Source organism: Streptomyces sp. NPDC052042 (assembly GCF_044548345.1).
In the GTDB taxonomy this organism is placed as follows: Bacteria; Actinomycetota; Actinomycetes; order Streptomycetales; family Streptomycetaceae; genus Streptomyces.
In genome coordinates this window covers 198,386-215,713 of sequence record NZ_JBIUBU010000003.1, presented here as the reverse complement: position 1 = coordinate 215,713, position 17,328 = coordinate 198,386, and the positions used below count along the sequence as shown (strand labels likewise).

The following is a 17,328-nucleotide window of genomic DNA, read 5'->3' as shown; positions in this document are numbered from 1 at the left end:
CGGCACCCGCCATGAAACCAGCTTATGTCCCGCTCCTGACACCGACTTGACGCCGTGGGCCGGCACGGTGGTCCACGCCGCGCACACCCCGCACAGGCGTTCGCTACCGCTGCACGCGCTGGTAGAAGGGGCGGATCCGCTCCCGCATCCAGTCCCCGACCGGATCCTGCGCCACGTCGAGCAGGACCAGGTTGACCGGCCAGGGCACCGCCACCCGGCCGAGCGCACGGCCCAGCGCGTTCATCGGAACGTCGCGCGCGGCCTCGTCCCAGGTGATGAACTCGACGCCGACGAAGAGAACGGGCTCCCCGCCCTCGACGCTGGCCAGCGCGCGGCGGGCGGTGAGCACGACACCGCTCTCCTCGAACTCCCCGGCGGCGGCGGCGAGGAAGTCGACGGGCTCCTCCTGCCAGTCCGGCTCGTACAGGCGGACCCGGCCACCGGTGGCCGGTCCGTCCAGCTGGGTGCGTCCGGCCCGGCAGAGCTCGGCCACGGCGGGCGGCGGCAGCGGCATCCCGACCGCGCCCCCGGGGTTCACGGCTATGCCGAGCTGCGGGGGCAGGCCGCGGGCGAATTCGACGGCGGGGGCGACCGTGTAGGGCATCCGGTCACCGACACAGGCGAGGAACTGCTGTTCGGAGCTGAAGACGGGGACGAACGCGGCCCCGTCGATCTCCAGCGCCGGCAGGTCCAGGTCCGTGGATTCGGTGCTGCCACCGTTGGGCAGCGGCACCCAGACATGGCTGCGCCCGAGCACCTCGACGAGGCGCCCGCCGGCCTCCGTCGCACCCACCGAGGCCGCCAGCACCTCTTCGAGCTCATTGGCCGGCCATCCGTTTTCCGGATGGGACTGGACCTGCGCCGGAACGTCCACTGCTTCCCCTTCTCGCCCGAGCCTTCCGGCAGAAGGTTAACGTCCGCCCCGGGACATGCCCGGGCCCGAGCGGGCTCCGGTGAATGTGATGCGGTCCAGCAGCCCGGCCGCCTCCCGGTCCAGGAGCACCGCCGAGGCGCAGCCGGACGGCAGCAGCCCCTTCTCGGCGTCCCGGAGCAGCCGGCCCACGGCCCTGCGGTGCCGGGCGAACGCGTACCCGGACACGCCCCGGCCGCGTTCCCGCTGCCCCTCCCTCGCGGTCTGCGGTGTGACGTCGAGCAGGAGCAGATGGAGGTCCCGGCCCCGGCGCCGCGCGTCCCGGGCCAGCCAGCGGCGTACCCACGCCTGCGTTCCGCAGTCGTGCACGACGACTGACTCGCCCGAGCACAGGGCCCGCCGCAGCCCCACGTAGTGGGCGAGGCGGACGAGGGGGCGGTAGAGGACGTACGGGAGCAGGCGGGGCACCGACCGCGCCCAGCGGTCCCGGGTGTCCTGGGAATCGACGGTGCGGACCGTGGCCACCCGCCGTATGAGCGTGGACTTGCCGCTGCCGGGCAGCCCGGAGACCACCACCACGTCGCCCACCGCGAAGTCCAGGCTCCGCGGCGCACGCCCGCCGCGTCGCCGCAGGTCGCGTACCACCGGCGCGGGTCCGGCGAGCATGTGCCCTGCCGGGGCCCCGGCACGCGCGGGCAGCGCGCCGTGCCCGGCCCCCGCGATCGTCGCGTACCGCCGTAACGTCATCGCCCTCCCCCTGCTGGATGTCCGCTCATGGCCGAAGTGTAAAGAAGAGGTAATGCGGCACAACCGTCCACGCCGTTGGACTGCCCCGGGGACCGGGGCCCCACTCCGGCCCGATGCGTGCGATGATGGCCCGGCCAACTGCATAAAGGCCGTTTGAATCCGCACGGGAGAGTTCCGGTCGCCGTGTGGGCCGGGCGCCGAAGGAGCAAGATCCTCCCTTGAATCTCTCAGGCCCCGTACCGTGTGGATGAGGCAGATCTGAAAAGCGGGCCGCTTCGCGGCTCCACCCAAGGTGCAAGCCGAACCCGACCCTTCGGGGGCTTTCGGCGAACCTCTCAGGTTCCGATGACAGATGGGGAGGGTTCGTCCTCGCCGTCATGCCCCGGGAGCCACACCATGACCACCGCCCCCCGCCGCACCGCCCTCGACGCCCTGCACCGTTCGCTGGGCGCGACCATGACCGACTTCGCGGGCTGGGACATGCCGCTGCGGTACGCCAGCGAACGCGACGAGCACAACGCGGTCCGTACCAAGGCCGGCCTCTTCGACCTCTCGCACATGGGTGAGATCACCGTCACCGGCCCCGAGGCCGTCGCCTTCCTGAACCACGCCCTGGTGGGCAACCTCGGCACCGTCGCCATCGGCCGCGCCCGCTACACGATGATCTGCGCCGAGGACGGCGGCATCCTCGACGACCTGATCGTCTACCGGCTGGGCGAGCACGAGTACCTGGTCGTGGCCAACGCGGGCAACGCCCAGATCGTGCTGGACGCGCTGACCGCGCGGGCCGAGGGCTTCGACACCGAGGTGCGCGACGACCGCGACGCGTACGCGCTGCTCGCCGTGCAGGGCCCCGCGTCCCCCGCCGTCCTGGCCTCCGTCACCGATGCCGATCTGGACGGCCTGAAGTACTACGCCGGGCTGCCGGGCACGGTCGCCGGCGTCCCCGCGCTGATCGCCCGCACCGGCTACACCGGGGAGGACGGCTTCGAACTGTTCGTCGCCCCCGAGCACGCCGAGGGGCTGTGGAAGGCCCTGACCGAGGCGGGCGCCCCGCACGGCCTGGTCCCGTGCGGACTCTCCTGCCGCGACACGCTCCGCCTGGAGGCGGGCATGCCGCTCTACGGCCACGAGCTGACCACCGGCCTGACCCCGTTCGACGCCGGTCTCGGCCGGATCGTGAAGTTCGAGAAGGAGGGCGACTTCGTCGGCCGCGAGGCTCTGGAGGCCGCCGCCGAACGCGCCGAGGCCGTCCCGCCCCGCAAGCTCGTCGGGCTGGTCGCCGAGGGCCGCCGGGTGCCGCGCGCCGGTTACTCCGTGGTCGTCGGCGGCGAGGTCGTCGGCGAGGTGACCTCGGGCACCCCGTCGCCCACCCTCGGCAAGCCGATCGCCATCGCGTACGTCGACGCCGAGTACGCCGCGCCCGGCACCGAGGGCGTCGGGGTGGACATCCGGGGCAACCACGAGCCGTACCAGGTCGTGGCGCTGCCGTTCTACAAGCGCCGGAAGTGACGATCGTCCGCGGCGCCCCGAGCGGTTCCGGCGCCGCGGACGGCGTCCGCCCGCTCCGAACGTGACGTAATCGCGTCTCACACCGTAAGACCACTGTTCATCAGCACTCCCCCTCGTACAGGAGAATTCAGGTCATGAGCAACCCCCAGCAGCTGCGTTACAGCAAGGAGCACGAGTGGCTGTCGGCCCTCGAGGACGGTGTGGCCACGGTCGGCATCACCGAGTTCGCCGCCAACGCGCTCGGTGACGTCGTCTACGCACAGCTCCCCGAGGTCGGTGACACGGTGACCGCGGGCGAGACCTGCGGCGAGCTGGAGTCGACCAAGTCGGTGAGCGACCTGTACTCGCCGGTGACCGGCGAGGTCACCGCCGCGAACCAGGACGTCGTGGACGACCCGTCGCTGGTGAACTCCGCTCCCTTCGAAGGCGGCTGGCTGTTCAAGGTACGTATCGCGGAGGAGCCGAAGGACCTGCTCTCCGCCGACGAGTACACCGAGTTCTCCGGCAACTGAGACCCCAAGGGACCCCCTGATGTCGCTTCTCAACTCCTCACTCCACGAGCTGGACCCGGACGTCGCCGCCGCCGTCGACGCCGAGCTCCACCGACAGCAGTCCACCCTCGAAATGATCGCGTCGGAGAACTTCGCTCCGGTCGCGGTGATGGAGGCCCAGGGCTCCGTCCTCACCAACAAGTACGCCGAGGGCTACCCCGGCCGCCGCTACTACGGCGGCTGCGAGCACGTCGACGTCGTCGAGCAGATCGCCATCGACCGGATCAAGGCACTGTTCGGCGCCGAGGCCGCGAACGTCCAGCCGCACTCCGGTGCGCAGGCCAACGCCGCCGCGATGTTCGCGCTGCTGCAGCCGGGCGACACGATCATGGGCCTCAATCTGGCCCATGGCGGTCACCTGACCCACGGCATGAAGATCAACTTCTCCGGCAAGCTCTACAACGTGGTCCCGTACCACGTCGACGAGAGCGGCATCGTGGACATGGCCGAGGTCGAGCGCCTGGCCAAGGAGGCCAAGCCGAAGCTGATCGTCGCCGGCTGGTCCGCGTACCCCCGCCAGCTCGACTTCGCCGCCTTCCGGCGGATCGCGGACGAGGTCGGCGCCTACCTGATGGTCGACATGGCGCACTTCGCCGGGCTGGTGGCCGCCGGCCTGCACCCCAACCCGGTGCCGCACGCCCACGTCGTCACGACCACCACGCACAAGACGCTCGGCGGTCCGCGCGGCGGTGTCATCCTGTCGACGCAGGAACTGGCCAAGAAGATCAACTCGGCGGTCTTCCCGGGCCAGCAGGGCGGCCCGCTGGAGCACGTGATCGCGGCCAAGGCGGTCTCGTTCAAGGTCGCGGCGAGCGAGGAGTTCAAGGAGCGCCAGCAGCGCACGCTGGACGGTGCCCGCATCCTCGCCGAGCGCCTGGTCCAGCCGGACGTCACCGAGGCCGGTGTCTCCGTGCTGTCCGGCGGTACCGACGTCCACCTGGTCCTGGTCGACCTGCGCGACTCCGAGCTGGACGGCCAGCAGGCGGAGGACCGGCTGCACGAGATCGGCATCACGGTCAACCGGAACGCCGTCCCGAACGACCCTCGGCCGCCGATGGTCACCTCGGGTCTGCGGATCGGCACCCCGGCGCTGGCCACCCGCGGTTTCGGCACGGAGGACTTCACCGAGGTGGCGGAGATCATCGCCGCCGCGCTGAAGCCGTCCTACGACGCCGAGGCCCTGAAGGCCCGTGTCGTCGCGCTGGCCGAGAAGTTCCCGCTGTACCCCGGCCTGTCTTAGGCCGGGCACGGGCCGTCCCGGAGTGGTCCGGGTCGCGGTCCGCGATCTCTCGGGCGGGGCACCGCGCACACTGGGCAGTGCGCGCGGTGCCCCATCCCCCACCCCCGTCCCCGCCCTCCCACGCCCCCTGACCCCTGCCCCCTGCTCTTCGGCCCCGGCCGCCCCGCACCCCTGGGGCCGACCGGCCCATACCCCGCACCACCGGCAGACAACGACGTCTACCAACCCTGAGGAGTCCCCGTGGCCATCTCGGTCTTCGACCTGTTCTCGATCGGCATCGGCCCGTCCAGCTCCCATACGGTCGGCCCGATGCGCGCCGCCCGGATGTTCGCGCGCCGCCTGAAGAACGAGGGCCTGATCGCCCACACCGCCTCGGTACGGGCGGAGCTGTACGGCTCGCTCGGCGCGACCGGCCACGGCCACGGCACCCCCAAGGCCGTCCTGCTCGGCCTGGAGGGCGAGTCGCCCCGTACCGTCGACGTGGAGACCGCCGACGAGCGGGTCGAGCACATCCGCGCCACCGGCCGGATCAACCTCCTCGGAATGCACGAGATCGACTTCGACGCCGACGAGCAGCTGGTCCTGCACCGCCGCGAGGCCCTCCCCTACCACGCCAACGGCATGACGATCCTCGCCTTCGACCGCGACGGTGCCACGCTGCTGGAGAAGACGTACTACTCGGTCGGCGGCGGCTTCGTCGTGGACGAGGACGCGGTCGGCGCGGACCGGATCGTCCTCGACGACACCGTGCTGAAGCATCCGTTCCGTACCGGGGACGAACTGCTGCGGCTCTCCCGTGAGACCGGGCTGTCCATCTCCTCGCTGATGCTGGAGAACGAGAAGGCCTGGCGCACCGAGGACGAGATCCGCTCGGGCCTGCTGGACATCTGGCGCGTCATGCAGGCGTGTGTCGCGCGGGGCATGTCCCGCGAGGGCATCCTGCCCGGCGGCCTCAGGGTCCGCCGCCGCGCCGCGACCACCGCCCGCCAACTGCGCGCCGAGGGCGACCCGCAGACCCACGCGATGGAGTGGATCACCCTTTACGCGATGGCGGTCAACGAGGAGAACGCGGCGGGCGGCCGGGTCGTCACCGCGCCCACCAACGGCGCCGCCGGGATCATTCCGGCCGTGCTGCACTACTACATGAACTTCGCGGCCGGCGGCGCCACCGAGGCGGAGAAGGAGGACGGCGTCGTCCGCTTCCTGCTGGCCGCCGGGGCCATCGGCATGCTCTTCAAGGAGAACGCCTCCATCTCCGGCGCCGAGGTCGGCTGCCAGGGCGAGGTCGGCTCCGCCTGCTCCATGGCCGCGGGCGCCCTCGCCGAGGCCCTCGGCGGCACGCCCGAGCAGGTCGAGAACGCCGCCGAGATCGGCATGGAGCACAACCTCGGCCTGACCTGCGACCCGGTCGGTGGTCTCGTCCAGATCCCGTGCATCGAGCGCAACGGCATGGCCGCGGTCAAGGCCGTCACGGCGGCGAAGATGGCGCTGCGCGGCGACGGCAGCCACAAGGTCTCCCTGGACAAGGTCATCAAGACCATGAAGGAGACGGGCGCGGACATGAGCGTGAAGTACAAGGAGACCGCGCGCGGCGGTCTCGCGGTGAACATCATCGAGTGCTGAGCGGGGCAGCTCTTGGGGACCGAGCGCTCGGCGAAGACGGGGTGACCGGTGTCGGTCACCCCGGCGCGGTTGTCGTTGCGGCCCTTGGGGGCCGCGGGCGCGTCGGTGGCCAGGGCGCCGAGCCCCGGTCCGCCGAGGAGGAGTGTGTCCGCTGCCGAGATCAACGGGGCCTTCCCAGGACCGGGAACGGGCCTCCCCAGGGGCGAGGAGGAAGGGCGGGCGGCTCTCTGACCCGTGCCACGGGCGGTCGGCTCATGCACCGTGCAGGCGGTGCGCCGTGTGCCGGGCCCACCAGAGCCCGGCGGCACCGGCCGCCAGTTGTCCGAGGGCCTGGAGCAGGCAGTACGTGCCGGTCGGATCACGCTCACCAGCACGGGCGTCATGACGAGCAGCGCGGCCAGCGGTCCGCGCAGGTACCACACGAGGATCTGGACAGGGCCGGTGTTGCCCATCGGTGTCTGGGCGCCGATCAGGATGTGCGCGGGCACCATGCCCCGATACGAACTGATGAGGGCTGCGGCGACGAACGCGGGTACCGCCCCGGCGAGCACGACCGGACCGGCCCAGGCGCCGCCCGTAAGGGCGCACACCGCCAGGCCGGCGCCGATCCCCGCGTACAGCAGGGCGCCGGGTACCAGGGCGGATTGCCCTGGCCGGGCCGGGACGTGGCGAACGGGCGTCTTCAGCAGCCAGGTGACCGTCGGCCGGTCCACCAGCACCGGCCCGCGCCACACCGCGCCCCGGGCCGTCGCACACACGAAGACGAGCAGGAGCACGGGAATCGTCACCGGAAGGCTCGCCAGGACCTGGGCCGTCGCAGCGAGTCGACTTGCCCGAACCGTTCTCGCCCGTGATCACGACCAGTTCGCCGGCACCGACCTCCAGGGTGACCGAGCACGGGATGAGCCATCCCTGTACGTACGGCCCACGGCGGTCAGTCGCAGCAGGGGGGCGTGGACTTCGGCCAAGGCGTCGTGGCTGAGCTGCGACTGCACATCATCTCCCGCATCGGCGACAGTGCGACGGAGCTGGACCGGGCCGCTCGCCAGCCCATCCGATCGCTCGGGACGGAGATCCCGACAGAAACGAGGGGCGCCCTTCGCGGCCACCTGGCCATAATCGCGGCCCGAAGCGGAATGCTCACCAGAACAACCGTTTGAGCACGCGCTGCAGTCCGGTCACGACGGCGCATCGGGGAATGGGCTCATCATCCGCACGGCGAGCGGGGCCTAAGAGTCCCGGATCCGGACACGTTGTGACGGCATCCGCTGTCCGACGTCCCGGCCCTCGCATGCGGACACAGGTCGTTCCGTCCGCGGCCCGGCCCGTGCGGGGGTCACCTCGCGGGCGTTCCGGCCTCGGAATGGCCGCCTCTGGCAAAGGGGCCGCGTCTCGTTCCCCTCACTCCTCCCCACCGCCCGGCATCGGCACCGGCCCCGACCCCCAGGCCGCGAGGAGGGTCGCCGCCGAACGGACCAGGGGCCCGCCCCCGTGGCCGAGGCGTTCGGCGGCGCGTACGACGTCCGTGAGGACGGCGAGGTCGCGGGCCTGGACGGCGAGGGCGAGCAGGGGGTCGAGGCACGCGGCCAGTTCCGCACGCACGGCGGGCGAGGCGGTCCGGGCCGCTACGGTCTCCGTCCGTACCCATCGCCGGATCTCCTCGGGGTGCGCACGGGGCAGCGGGGGCCCGGTGGAGCCCGACGGACGCAGGGGAGCCGCGGTGACCGGCGCACTGCCCGGCTTCCGCGACGCGGCGGCGAGGGCCGAGGCGAGCGTAGTGTGGTAGCAGGTGCCGAAGAGGTACGCGGCGGACTTGTCCCCCACCAGTCCGGCCAGGATCTCGGGGCGGTGCACCGGACCGGGTACGGCGCCGTCCGCGCGCTGGGCGGCGGCCAGCGCGTTCCAGCCGGCCCGTCGCCATCGGCCCGGAGCCCGGACCTGACCGCGCCGGGGATCGGGCCCGGCTTCCCGGCCCGCGTCCAGAACCGTGTCGCACAGCAGCAGTTCGGCCAAGAGGTCCAGGCTGCCGCGCGCGAGATGGACGCCGAGCAGCACCCGCACCGTCTCGCGCAACCGTGCAACCGTCCCGCCCCGGTGGGGCGGGAGGTGCTGGTGGCCGAAGTCCGTCGCGTAGAAGAGGACATGGGTGAGCGCGTAGGTCTCGTCGCCCGTCAACTGGAGAACGTCCGCGCCCCTGGCGGCGATGCTCTCGCGGTGGAGCGCCCGAAGGCCGGGCAGCCCGTCGGGGGCCGTGAAACCACCACGGTCGGCGAAGTAGCGCAGTTCGATCCGGGAGAGGACGGGCTTGTACGGCCGGCAGTGGCCGCCCACGTCTGCCGCGAGCAGCGCCTGGCAGGCCGCGCGCAGCGCGGGGTGCGGGCGGCCCAGGAGCTCCAGGAGCGCGGTCAGATTGAGGTGGTACGGGAAGAACGCGTCGCCGCGGCGCAGACCTCGCGCGAACTCCGGCTCGCGGACGGTCTCCTCGGCGAGGTCGAGGGCGCGGGACGGCAGGGGCGCGGTGACGGGCATGATGCCCGAGCGGTCCAGGCTCCTTACCAGCCCGAGGAGTTCGAGGAGCGGGCCGGGCCGGAAGGGGCGGCGGGGCAGGTATTCCTCCCAGCGTCGCGGAGCGAACCAGTCCAGTTGTGCCTCGATCCACTCCAGCGCCCCCGCCAGCACCCGTCGGGCCGCCTCCTCCTCGGTCAGGAACGCCTCGCCCGTACGCCCGGCGTGCGCGGGGAGTACCGGCCAATCGGCCCCGCCGCCCTCGGCCTCGGCCATCGCGCCGTTCACCGCCCGCTCCGCAGCCGCAGCAATGTCATGGCGACGGCGAGGATCGCGGCGAGCGCGCCGAGATCGGCCCAGCGCGGCAGCAGCCCGCTGCCGTCCAGCAGGGTCTGGCGGGCCAGGTCGACGGCGTACGTCATGGGGTTGACGTGCATGATCCACCCGAGCCAGGCCGGGACGTCGCGCGGGCTGAAGACTGAACCAGAGAGGAACAGCATGGGGAACATGGCGAGTTGGACGGTGGCCTGGAGCGTCTGCACCCGGGTGATCAGGGTGGCCAGGCAGAGGCCGATGACGCTGAAGACGGTGGCGGCCAGGGCGTAGCAGCCGACCGCGGCCATGAACCGGCCGACCGTCAGGTCCACGCCCATCAGCGGGGAGAAGGCGAGCATCACCGTGCTCTGCGCGGTCACCGTCCCGGCCCCCGCGACGACCTTTCCGAGGGGCAGGCAGACCGGGGGGACCGGTGCGACGAGGAGTTCGCGCAGGACCCCGTACTCGCGGTCCCAGGCGTAAGTCTGACCGGAGGCGACGCCGATCGACACGACCTGGATGGCGATGATGCCGGGAAAGACATAGGCGCTGAACGGTACGCCGCCGACCGAGCCGATCATTCCGTCGAAGCCGACCGCGTAGACCAGGACGAAGAAGAGGATCTGCACGCCCTGGCTGATGAGCACGCCGGGCTGCTTGGCCTGCCGCAGCAGGTCGCGGTGGGCGATGACGCCGATGGCGCGCAGTGCCACCCGCAACGGGCCGTCGGCGCCCTCTGCCCCGGTTCCCGTGCTTGCCTCGGCGTCGAGGGACGGGACGCGGGTGCTCGCCGTGGTCATGGCGTGATCGCCTCCTCCGGCCGCTGACGCACCTCGTCCTCCCCGGCCACTGCCCCCTCCGACGCCACCGCGCTCTCCCCGGCCACCGCCCCCTCCGACGCCACCGCGCTCTCCCCGGCCACCGCCCCCTCCGACGCCGACACGCTCTCCCCGGCCACCGCCCGGTAGACGTCGTTCATGGACGGGTGGTGCACGGACACCGTCAGTACGGAGACGTCCAGCGCCCGCACCACTTCCGCGATCCGGGCCTCGGGGTCGGGGCAGTGCACGGCGACCCCGCCCGGTTCGATCAGCGGCTCGAAGCCGGCCGCGCGCAACTGCCGCGCGGCGGCCTCGTCGTCCGCGCTGCCGACCACGCAACGGGATGACTCCAGGCCGCCCTTGAGCCGGTCGACACTGCCGTGCCGCACGACCTTGCCCTGCCGCAGGATGACGATCTCGTCGGCGTACTCCGCCTCGTCCATGTAGTGCGTCGCGAACAGGACGGTGACGCCCAACTCGTCGCGCAGGCGCAGCAGATCGGCCCAGACGGCGGCGCGGGCGGTGGGATCGAGGCCGTTGGTGGGCTCGTCCAGGATGAGCAGCCCCGGCCGGTGCACGAGCGCGCGGGCGATCTCGACCCTTCTGGCGAGTCCGCCGGAGAGTTCCTCGACCGGTCGGCGTCGGCGGTCGGCGAGGCCGAACAGATCCAGCAGCAGGCTGATCCGGGCGTGTGCGTCGGACCGTTGCATGCCGTACAACCGGGCATGGAACCACAGGTTCCGTTCGACCGAGAGTTCCTTGTCCAGGGTGCGTTCCTGGAAGACGATCCCGAGACGGCGGCGCGCGGCCGTCGGCGAGTCACGAACGTCGTGGCCGAAGACGCGGACGACGCCCGCGTCGGGCCTCGCGGCCGTCGACACCACGCCCAACAGGCTCGATTTCCCTGCCCCATTGGGGCCGAGCAGGGCGGTGATGCGGCCCGGCGGCGAGCTGACCGACACACCGCGCACGGCGGTCACCCTGCCGTGGCGGACGACGAGATCGGTGATCTCGAAGGCCGGCGTCGACGCCGTCGCGTCGTGATCCGGCGTCGCCACGTCGTGCTGAGCTGCCGTCCCTGCGCGGACCGGTGCCGCGTCGGGCCGAGGCGCTGCCCCGCCGTGAACCGGTGCCGCCTCGTCGGGCTGCGCCGGCGTCCCGTCGCGGTCCGTCGTCACCCCGTCCTGCCGCACCGCCCTGCCATCGTGCTCCGGCTTGCTCCTCGCTCGCCGCGGCCCCCTGCCGTCGCGCTCCGGCTCCCTTCCCCCGCCCCTCGCCCCCTGGTCGCCGTGCTCCGGGTCTTTTCCCTCTCGCTGAGGGGCCCAGCCGTGATGGGCCTGCGTCGTCCCGTCCCGCTTCGGCGGCCGGGCGGTCATGCCAGCCCCAGCGTGCGGTCCCACGGAAGCGGTCCGTCGGAGACCGGCAGCAGCGCGAGGGCGACGCCCGCCGCGCCCTCCAGCATGCCCGCGGTGTCGACGGCGCGGTGGGGCACGGGTGAGCGGGCAACAGCCGGGAAGCGCATGAGGTGACGGAACGCGAAGGGGGCGCTCTCGTCGACGAGGGCCAGTACCTCGGCGGTCAGGCGGCGGCGTCCGGCCCGCAGTTCGGGGTCTCCGGTCGCATCGGCGATCCGGGCCACGACGCGCAGCAGGCCCGCGTATCCGTGGCAGATGGTGGGCCCCTCGATCGCCCACTCCGACTCGTCGCGGCGCAGCGCGGTCCGCAGCGCGTCGACGGCGGCGGAGCACCAGTCGGGCCGTTCCAGGGCGGTCCCGGCCCGGAACAGAGCAGCGGCCACACCGGGGGTGCCGTAGCACCACGCGGTGCGGGTGAACAGCCGTCGCGGGCGGTGCGGCGCGAGCTCCTCGTCCCAGCCCGCGCGGGCGGGCCAGTACGGCCCGGCGTCGTCGTTCAGCGTCCAGCTCAGCAGCCAGTCGGCGACACGGTGGATGGCGTCGCGCAGGTCCGGTGTGCCGTGTCCGGTCGCGTACGCGGTGCTGAGCACGGCGAGCGGCCCGGCGATGCCGTGTGCCATGCCGAGGTTGAAGTCGCCGCGCGGGTACGTCTCGCGGTCCCGGACGCTGATCTGGAGCCCGGCGGGCACCCACCATCCGGGGACCTGATGGCCGTCGGCCCGGACCGGTGCGGTGACATCGACGAGGTGGCGGAGGGACTCGGCGAGCGCCGCTTCGACGGCGGGACCGGTCTCGGCCGGGTCGGCGGCCGAGTCCAGGAGCAGTCGGGTCGTCCCCGACACCCCGTTGATCAGGTCGTACGCGGCCCAGTCGACCCCGGGCCCATTCTCCCGGGCATGGGCGCGGAAGATCCGCAGCCGTTCGCTCTGGTCCTCGGCCACCCAGGCGGCGAGCCGCTTTCGCAGCGATCGGTAGTGCCCTTCGGGCCCCGCGCAGGTCTGCGCGGCGGCGAGCAGCGCGGCGGGTCCCGAGAACAGGCCCCGGCTCGGGACGGTCGCCACGGCACGCCCGGCGGACGCCAGGTGGCGGTGGACGACCCGCCGCCGGGCTTCGTCGGTACGGGCCAGTTCGCCGTGGAGGAGGGCGGTACCCGGCAGGCCGTTGGCGAGCGTCAGCGGGCCCCACATGACCGCGTCGTAGACGGGGTCGCGATTGTCGTCGCGCGAGGCGACGGCGGCGATGCGCTCCGGGTCGGCGAGCCGCTCGGCGACGAGATCGACGACTCCCTTCACGGCGGGACCCGGGTCCGGTGCCCGGTCCGCCGCTCGGTCCGGTGCCGGGGACTGGGGCGCGGGCCGGCCCGGGGCCGAAGTCCGGGGCCGGTCCATAGGCCGGGCCTGATCCGGGAACCGGGCCAGCTCCGTGGACGGGGTCTGATCCGTGGACGGGGTCCGGCTCCGGTCCGCGGCCCCGGGCCGGCTCTCGGCCCTGGGCCGGGTCCGGGCCGGTGTCCCACCCGTGATGACGGCGGCCGGGTCCGGGGCAGGGTCGGCGGGAGATGTGTCGGCGGGAGGTGTGTCCGAGCGGATGCTGGTGCGGCTCACTGCTGGTGCCTCCGGCGGTTGGCTTGGTCCTGCACGGCGCCGCGGGCGATGCCGAGCACGGTCAGTTCGCGGGCACTGGAACCGCCGAAGAGGCGGTTGCACACCATGTGCAGCAGACTTCCGACGACCCGGCCCTCGGGCGTCTCCCCCGCCGCCCGCACGCACGCGGCGAGTCGGCCCACTGCCCGGTCGCGCGGGCGCAGCGCGTCGAGGACACGGATGCCGACCGGATCCTGCGCGAGAGCGGGCCAGCCGCCGTAGGGGTCGACCAGTTCGCGCCAGCGCGCGCTCCGGGCACGAAACGCCGCGGGGAGGTCGCGGCGCGACCCGGTCATGGACAGCCAGGTCGCGGCGGCGTCGTCACCGTACCCGCCGACCGCCTTCGGGCCGCCCGGTACCGGCGTGCCGAACGCATGGGCCAGCGCGGCGCAGGAGAGGACGGCGAGGTCGTCGACGTCGTAGCCGTTCGCGGGGTCCTTGGCCACCCGCAGCAGGGCGACGGCGGCCTCGCTGTCGCAACGGAAGACGTCCTCGGCCGGGCGCCGGGCGGCCGGGCCGCCGTAGCGTTCGGTCTCCGGGTCGTACTGGTCGAGACTGTGGCCGCGCACGAGCCCGTCCCGCTGCCACCTCCTCAGTAGCGCGCCGAGCGCCGGGACGGCCGTTCCCCACAGGGCCTCGGGGCGGGCGGCATGCAGCCGCAGCCGCAGGTGGTGCCCGCGCTCATCGGTGTAGCGCACGAAGAACCAACGGTCCGTGCCGTGCCGCCCGGCCAGCTCGACCAGGTCGGGGACGTGATCGCGCAGCAGGTCGTCCTGGGCGCGTGCCGAGCCGTGCAGTTTGAGATAGAGCCACTCACCGCCGAGACCGTGGACCGTGCGCGGGGTACGGGGAACGTACGGGGCGGAGAGCGCGTACGAAGCGAGGGCCGCGCCCGGCGTGCCCGGGCAGCCCGGCTCGTTCGGCTCCTGCGGGTCGTACGGCTCGTACGGCTCGTACGGCTCGTACGGCGAAACCGAGGTAGGGGCCGGGTCCGGAGTGCGAGCCGGGTCCGGAGTGCGCGGGGCGCTCACGGCGTACGAGCGGCCCGTGCCCGGCGCACGGTCCTCGGAAGGGCCGCCGCCCACAGCGCCACCCCTGTTCCCCGCGCCGCGGCTGCGCACGAGGTCAAGGCCCCCCACGAGACCGTCACTTCTCACGGGACTGTCACTCCTCACAGGACTGTCACTCCTCACAGGACTGTCGCCTCTCACGGGGCTGCGGCTTCCGGCGTACGGGCGGCGCAGGGGCCCACCCGTCTCCCGGCGGGTCATCGGGACGACCAACTCGAAGGTGTGCCCAGCGAGCGGGCTGTCCAGCCAGTCCTCGTACTCGCCCGGAACCTCCTGGGCGATCAGGTCCGCATGGCGTACCAACTGGTCCAGCAGCAGCTCCCGGTGCCAGACGTCGTCGAGGTCCAGCAGCAGCCGCTGGTCGGCGGTGACCGCGAGGATCCGACGCGGTACGTTCCAGGCGGCCCGCCAGTCGGCCACGGTGTGCTCCCAGTCGGCGGTGCGGTGCTCGTCGCCCCTCGTCCGCAGGGCCCTGGCCCGCGCGCGGATCCCGTCCGGCCGCCAGATCGCGGAAGCCAGCACGAACCGTCCGTGGCGCACCCGCGGGACGAAAGGCGCGTCGACGAACGGGCCCCAGTTCCAGGGTTCCCAGAGCCGCTGCCCCTCCAGCCCGATCTCCCACAGCAGGCGGACGGCGTTCGGGGCCTGGGCGGGAGCGCTGACCATGTTGCCGAGGACGGGCACGATCTCGCGGCCGGTGGGCATGTGCACGGCGGTCAGCCGGTCCAGGGTGGCGCCGACGCCGATGTCGGCCAGGCGCAGTTCCTCCGTTCCGGGCGCATCGGGGAGCCCCACGCCGATGCGGCGACCGGTGGACGGGACGGTGTGGGCGAGGTTGGCGGCCCGGCCCGAGCGCGGTCGGAAGGCGAGGTCGACGGCGACGGCGCCCTGGACGTGCACCGGGTTGTCGCGGTGCAGCGCCGCGAACTCGGCTGCCCAGGAAGGGTCTTGATCGGCGAACCGGGCAAAGGTGGAACCGGCGCGGTGCGATCCCGGCGACGGTGAGAGAAAGACCCGGAACTCCCCCTCGTCCAGCGCCGCCACCGAGGGGGCGGCGACCTGCACCGTCACCTCGCAGGAGTTCGGCACGTCCGCGGGGTCGGCCGTGTCGTGGCACAGCTCGCCGAGATCCGCGTCGCCGAGGACGACTTCGCGCCGCCCGTCGCGCTGCGCGATCGCCACCAGCCGGGCCAGGGCTCGGTTTCTGCGGGCGCTGCGGGGGCCCTCGTACGGCTCCAGCGGGATCGGCGCCGCCTCGCTGTTCGGCCAGCCGTACCCCGCGGGGGCACCGAGTCCGGTCGACGGGTCGAGCAGTTCCAGGACGGGCACCACCCGGTCGGCCCCGTAGGCGTCGAGGAAGCGGCGGTGGTGGTCACGGAGCGCCAGGAGCCCGAGCTTGGGACGGGAGAGCCGCCACATCACCCCGGCCGCCGCCTCGATCTCGTCACGCACCATGTACGGCAGGCGCACGTCAACGTCGATCCGGATGTCGACGTGCAGGGGCGTGGCATCGGGTTCCGCCGCCCGCGCCGTGCTCAGCAGCTGGCCCAGTGCCTCACGGCCGGCGCCGACGGGCAGGGCGTCGTACGCCTTCCTGCGCTCCTCCACGGCCAACAGCGCCTCGTGCGCCCGCAGAGTCGCCTCGGACGGTCCGGCGACGCCGGCGAGCAGGCCGAGGACGTGGTGCAGCGGGTCACCGCCGTCCAGAGGCGGGCGCAGTCCGGTCAGGAGGATCTCCTGACGCACCAGTTCGGCGAGCAGACGGTGCACGCGCTCCACGGACGTGCCGGGAAACGCCTCGGCGGTGCGCCGGAGCAGTTCCCCGTACGGCAGGGGGGCCGCGGCCTCGACCACCACCCGTTCGACGACCGGAGTCCTGCGCACGGACAGGGTGGAGCGGCCCTCGCCGTCCTCGCCCGGCGGTGCTCCCCGGGTGGACGGGGCGGTCAGGACGAGCCGGTCCCCGCGCGCGGCCAGGGCCTGGTGTGCCTGGACGGTGAGGGTGGACAGCACGGCCGGGTCGCGTTCCAGCCGGTGGCCGATCCTGGTGAGCCACTGCATGTCGACATGGGTGCGGGTACGGTGCGCCGTGCCGCGCTCGGCCTTCGCCGCAGAGTCGAACCGGCCGCGGGCGACGCCCGCGAACAGGCCGAACGGTGTGGGCCGGGTCCGCATCCTGATGTCGTAGCGGAGCACGGCGAGCGCGCCCCTGCGCAACTGTCCGGGCCTGACCCCGTCGGGGCCGTCGTCGCGGACACGGCGGACCAGGGCGCCCAGACTGGGCGAAGCGAGAGCGAGGGCCTCACCGAGAACGGCGTTCGTGGCGACCGAGGCGAGCAGTTCGGCGCAGGCAGCGAGGGACCGGGGCCCGCCCTCGGCGGGTACGCGCAGACCATTCCCGGCCTCGCTCCGCTCCCCCGACGGGGGCGTCGACGGCGCCAGCGGCGCGCGGTACAGGAAGACGTCCTTCGCCTCGAACGGTGTCGCGAACGATGCCTCGGCCGTTGTCCGGGGCTTTGTGGGCGGCGGTGTGCCGACCGAGGCCCGGGGCGATGTCCGCGCCGGTGTCGCGCCCGGTCCCCCGGGCAGTGTGCGCAGCGGTGTTCCGGGCGATTCCCCGGACGGCGTTGTGAACGGCGTCCCGGGCGGTGTCTGGGGCCGTTCCCTCACCGTCGTCCCCCTTCTCGTGCTCGTCCGGGCCGCCCCGGAGCCAGACCGTGGGGCCGTTCCGTCGCCCGTCCCGGCCCCACGGATACGCGCCGTCAACAGCAGTGGCTGCAGCCGGAGCCGCCGCCTTCACTGGTACATCCCGGCGTGCAGTAGGAGATGCTCGTGACCGCCGGGCCGGCGACGGACCGCTCCACGCCGATCTCCAGGTCGAGGTCGAACAGGTCGGTGTCGGCGTCCGACAGCGGGATGGCCTTGGTTCCCATGCTGAACTCCTTGTTTCTCGGGGCTCCTTCGGGCTCCTCGGCGAAACCCGAGCGGATAGTCACGGAACGTGACCTCTACATC

The 17,328-nt window shown here is 73.0% G+C and carries 12 protein-coding genes and 1 riboswitch; of the genes, 4 read left to right on the top strand and 8 right to left on the bottom strand.

Going from position 1 to position 17,328, the window contains the following annotated elements; all coding sequences use genetic code 11:
• Window positions 1–103: 103 nt before the first annotated feature.
• Both ACIHCL_RS08355 and ACIHCL_RS08350 read right to left on the bottom strand, forming a co-directional pair.
• A complete protein-coding gene (locus ACIHCL_RS08355) occupies window positions 104–874 on the bottom strand; it encodes an enhanced serine sensitivity protein SseB (protein ID WP_399858453.1) in 771 nt (256 codons plus the stop codon).
• Window positions 875–910: 36 nt separating this feature from the next.
• Window positions 911–1,618: an AAA family ATPase gene (locus ACIHCL_RS08350; protein ID WP_399858452.1), complete on the bottom strand. Its 708-nt coding sequence runs from the start codon at window positions 1,616–1,618 to the stop codon at window positions 911–913.
• A gap of 154 nt (window positions 1,619–1,772) precedes the next feature.
• A riboswitch (glycine riboswitch) is annotated at window positions 1,773–1,870 on the top strand.
• 144 nt (window positions 1,871–2,014) lie between these two features.
• Between ACIHCL_RS08350 and gcvT the strand changes: the two genes are divergently transcribed.
• The 4 genes from gcvT to ACIHCL_RS08330 all read left to right on the top strand — a co-directional run bounded on the left by gcvT (window position 2,015) and on the right by ACIHCL_RS08330 (window position 6,544).
• Complete coding sequence (gene gcvT, locus ACIHCL_RS08345; RefSeq protein ID WP_399858450.1) at window positions 2,015–3,130, top strand: glycine cleavage system aminomethyltransferase GcvT; 1,116 nt, start codon at window positions 2,015–2,017, stop codon at window positions 3,128–3,130.
• Between the two features lie 134 nt (window positions 3,131–3,264).
• Entirely contained in the window at window positions 3,265–3,642 is a 378-nt protein-coding gene (gene gcvH / locus ACIHCL_RS08340) for a glycine cleavage system protein GcvH (RefSeq protein WP_399858449.1), read from the top strand.
• Between the two features lie 19 nt (window positions 3,643–3,661).
• Complete coding sequence (gene glyA / locus ACIHCL_RS08335) at window positions 3,662–4,921, top strand: serine hydroxymethyltransferase (protein WP_399858447.1); 1,260 nt, start codon at window positions 3,662–3,664, stop codon at window positions 4,919–4,921.
• A 240-nt stretch (window positions 4,922–5,161) separates the two neighbouring features.
• Window positions 5,162–6,544 (top strand): L-serine ammonia-lyase, encoded by a 1,383-nt coding sequence (locus tag ACIHCL_RS08330; RefSeq protein WP_399858444.1) that lies wholly within the window; start codon window positions 5,162–5,164, stop codon window positions 6,542–6,544.
• 1,401 nt (window positions 6,545–7,945) lie between these two features.
• On the opposite strand, the gene ACIHCL_RS08325 is transcribed toward ACIHCL_RS08330, so the two are convergent.
• The 6 genes from ACIHCL_RS08325 to ACIHCL_RS08300 form a co-directional block, all read right to left on the bottom strand.
• The gene (locus ACIHCL_RS08325) at window positions 7,946–9,337 is read right to left on the bottom strand and encodes a DUF6895 family protein (protein ID WP_399858442.1); all 1,392 of its coding nucleotides are present in this window, start codon (window positions 9,335–9,337) and stop codon (window positions 7,946–7,948) included.
• Entirely contained in the window at window positions 9,334–10,164 is an 831-nt protein-coding gene (locus ACIHCL_RS08320; protein ID WP_399858439.1) for an ABC transporter permease, read from the bottom strand. The genes ACIHCL_RS08325 and ACIHCL_RS08320 overlap by 4 nt, the downstream gene beginning before the upstream one ends.
• Window positions 10,161–11,243 (bottom strand): ABC transporter ATP-binding protein, encoded by a 1,083-nt coding sequence (locus tag ACIHCL_RS08315; protein ID WP_399858436.1) that lies wholly within the window; start codon window positions 11,241–11,243, stop codon window positions 10,161–10,163. The genes ACIHCL_RS08320 and ACIHCL_RS08315 overlap by 4 nt, the downstream gene beginning before the upstream one ends.
• A gap of 314 nt (window positions 11,244–11,557) precedes the next feature.
• Window positions 11,558–12,892 carry a lanthionine synthetase C family protein gene (locus ACIHCL_RS08310; RefSeq protein WP_399858434.1) on the bottom strand — a complete coding sequence of 445 codons (1,335 nt, stop codon included), beginning with the start codon at window positions 12,890–12,892 and terminating at the stop codon, window positions 11,558–11,560.
• 308 nt (window positions 12,893–13,200) lie between these two features.
• Window positions 13,201–16,983: a lantibiotic dehydratase gene (locus ACIHCL_RS08305; protein WP_399858432.1), complete on the bottom strand. Its 3,783-nt coding sequence runs from the start codon at window positions 16,981–16,983 to the stop codon at window positions 13,201–13,203.
• Between the two features lie 92 nt (window positions 16,984–17,075).
• Window positions 17,076–17,246 carry a gallidermin/nisin family lantibiotic gene (locus ACIHCL_RS08300; protein WP_399858430.1) on the bottom strand — a complete coding sequence of 57 codons (171 nt, stop codon included), beginning with the start codon at window positions 17,244–17,246 and terminating at the stop codon, window positions 17,076–17,078.
• Window positions 17,247–17,328: the final 82 nt, after the last annotated feature.

What these genes read in the sequence shown, in the direction of transcription:
- ACIHCL_RS08350 (WP_399858452.1), bottom strand. Translation starts at nt 1,618, where the DNA reads ATGACGTTACGGCGGTACGCGACGATCGCGGGGGCCGGGCACGGCGCG.
- gcvT (WP_399858450.1), top strand. Translation starts at nt 2,015, where the DNA reads ATGACCACCGCCCCCCGCCGCACCGCCCTCGACGCCCTGCACCGTTCG.
- gcvH (WP_399858449.1), top strand. Translation starts at nt 3,265, where the DNA reads ATGAGCAACCCCCAGCAGCTGCGTTACAGCAAGGAGCACGAGTGGCTG.
- glyA (WP_399858447.1), top strand. Translation starts at nt 3,662, where the DNA reads ATGTCGCTTCTCAACTCCTCACTCCACGAGCTGGACCCGGACGTCGCC.
- ACIHCL_RS08320 (WP_399858439.1), bottom strand. Translation starts at nt 10,164, where the DNA reads ATGACCACGGCGAGCACCCGCGTCCCGTCCCTCGACGCCGAGGCAAGC.
- ACIHCL_RS08300 (WP_399858430.1), bottom strand. Translation starts at nt 17,246, where the DNA reads ATGGGAACCAAGGCCATCCCGCTGTCGGACGCCGACACCGACCTGTTC.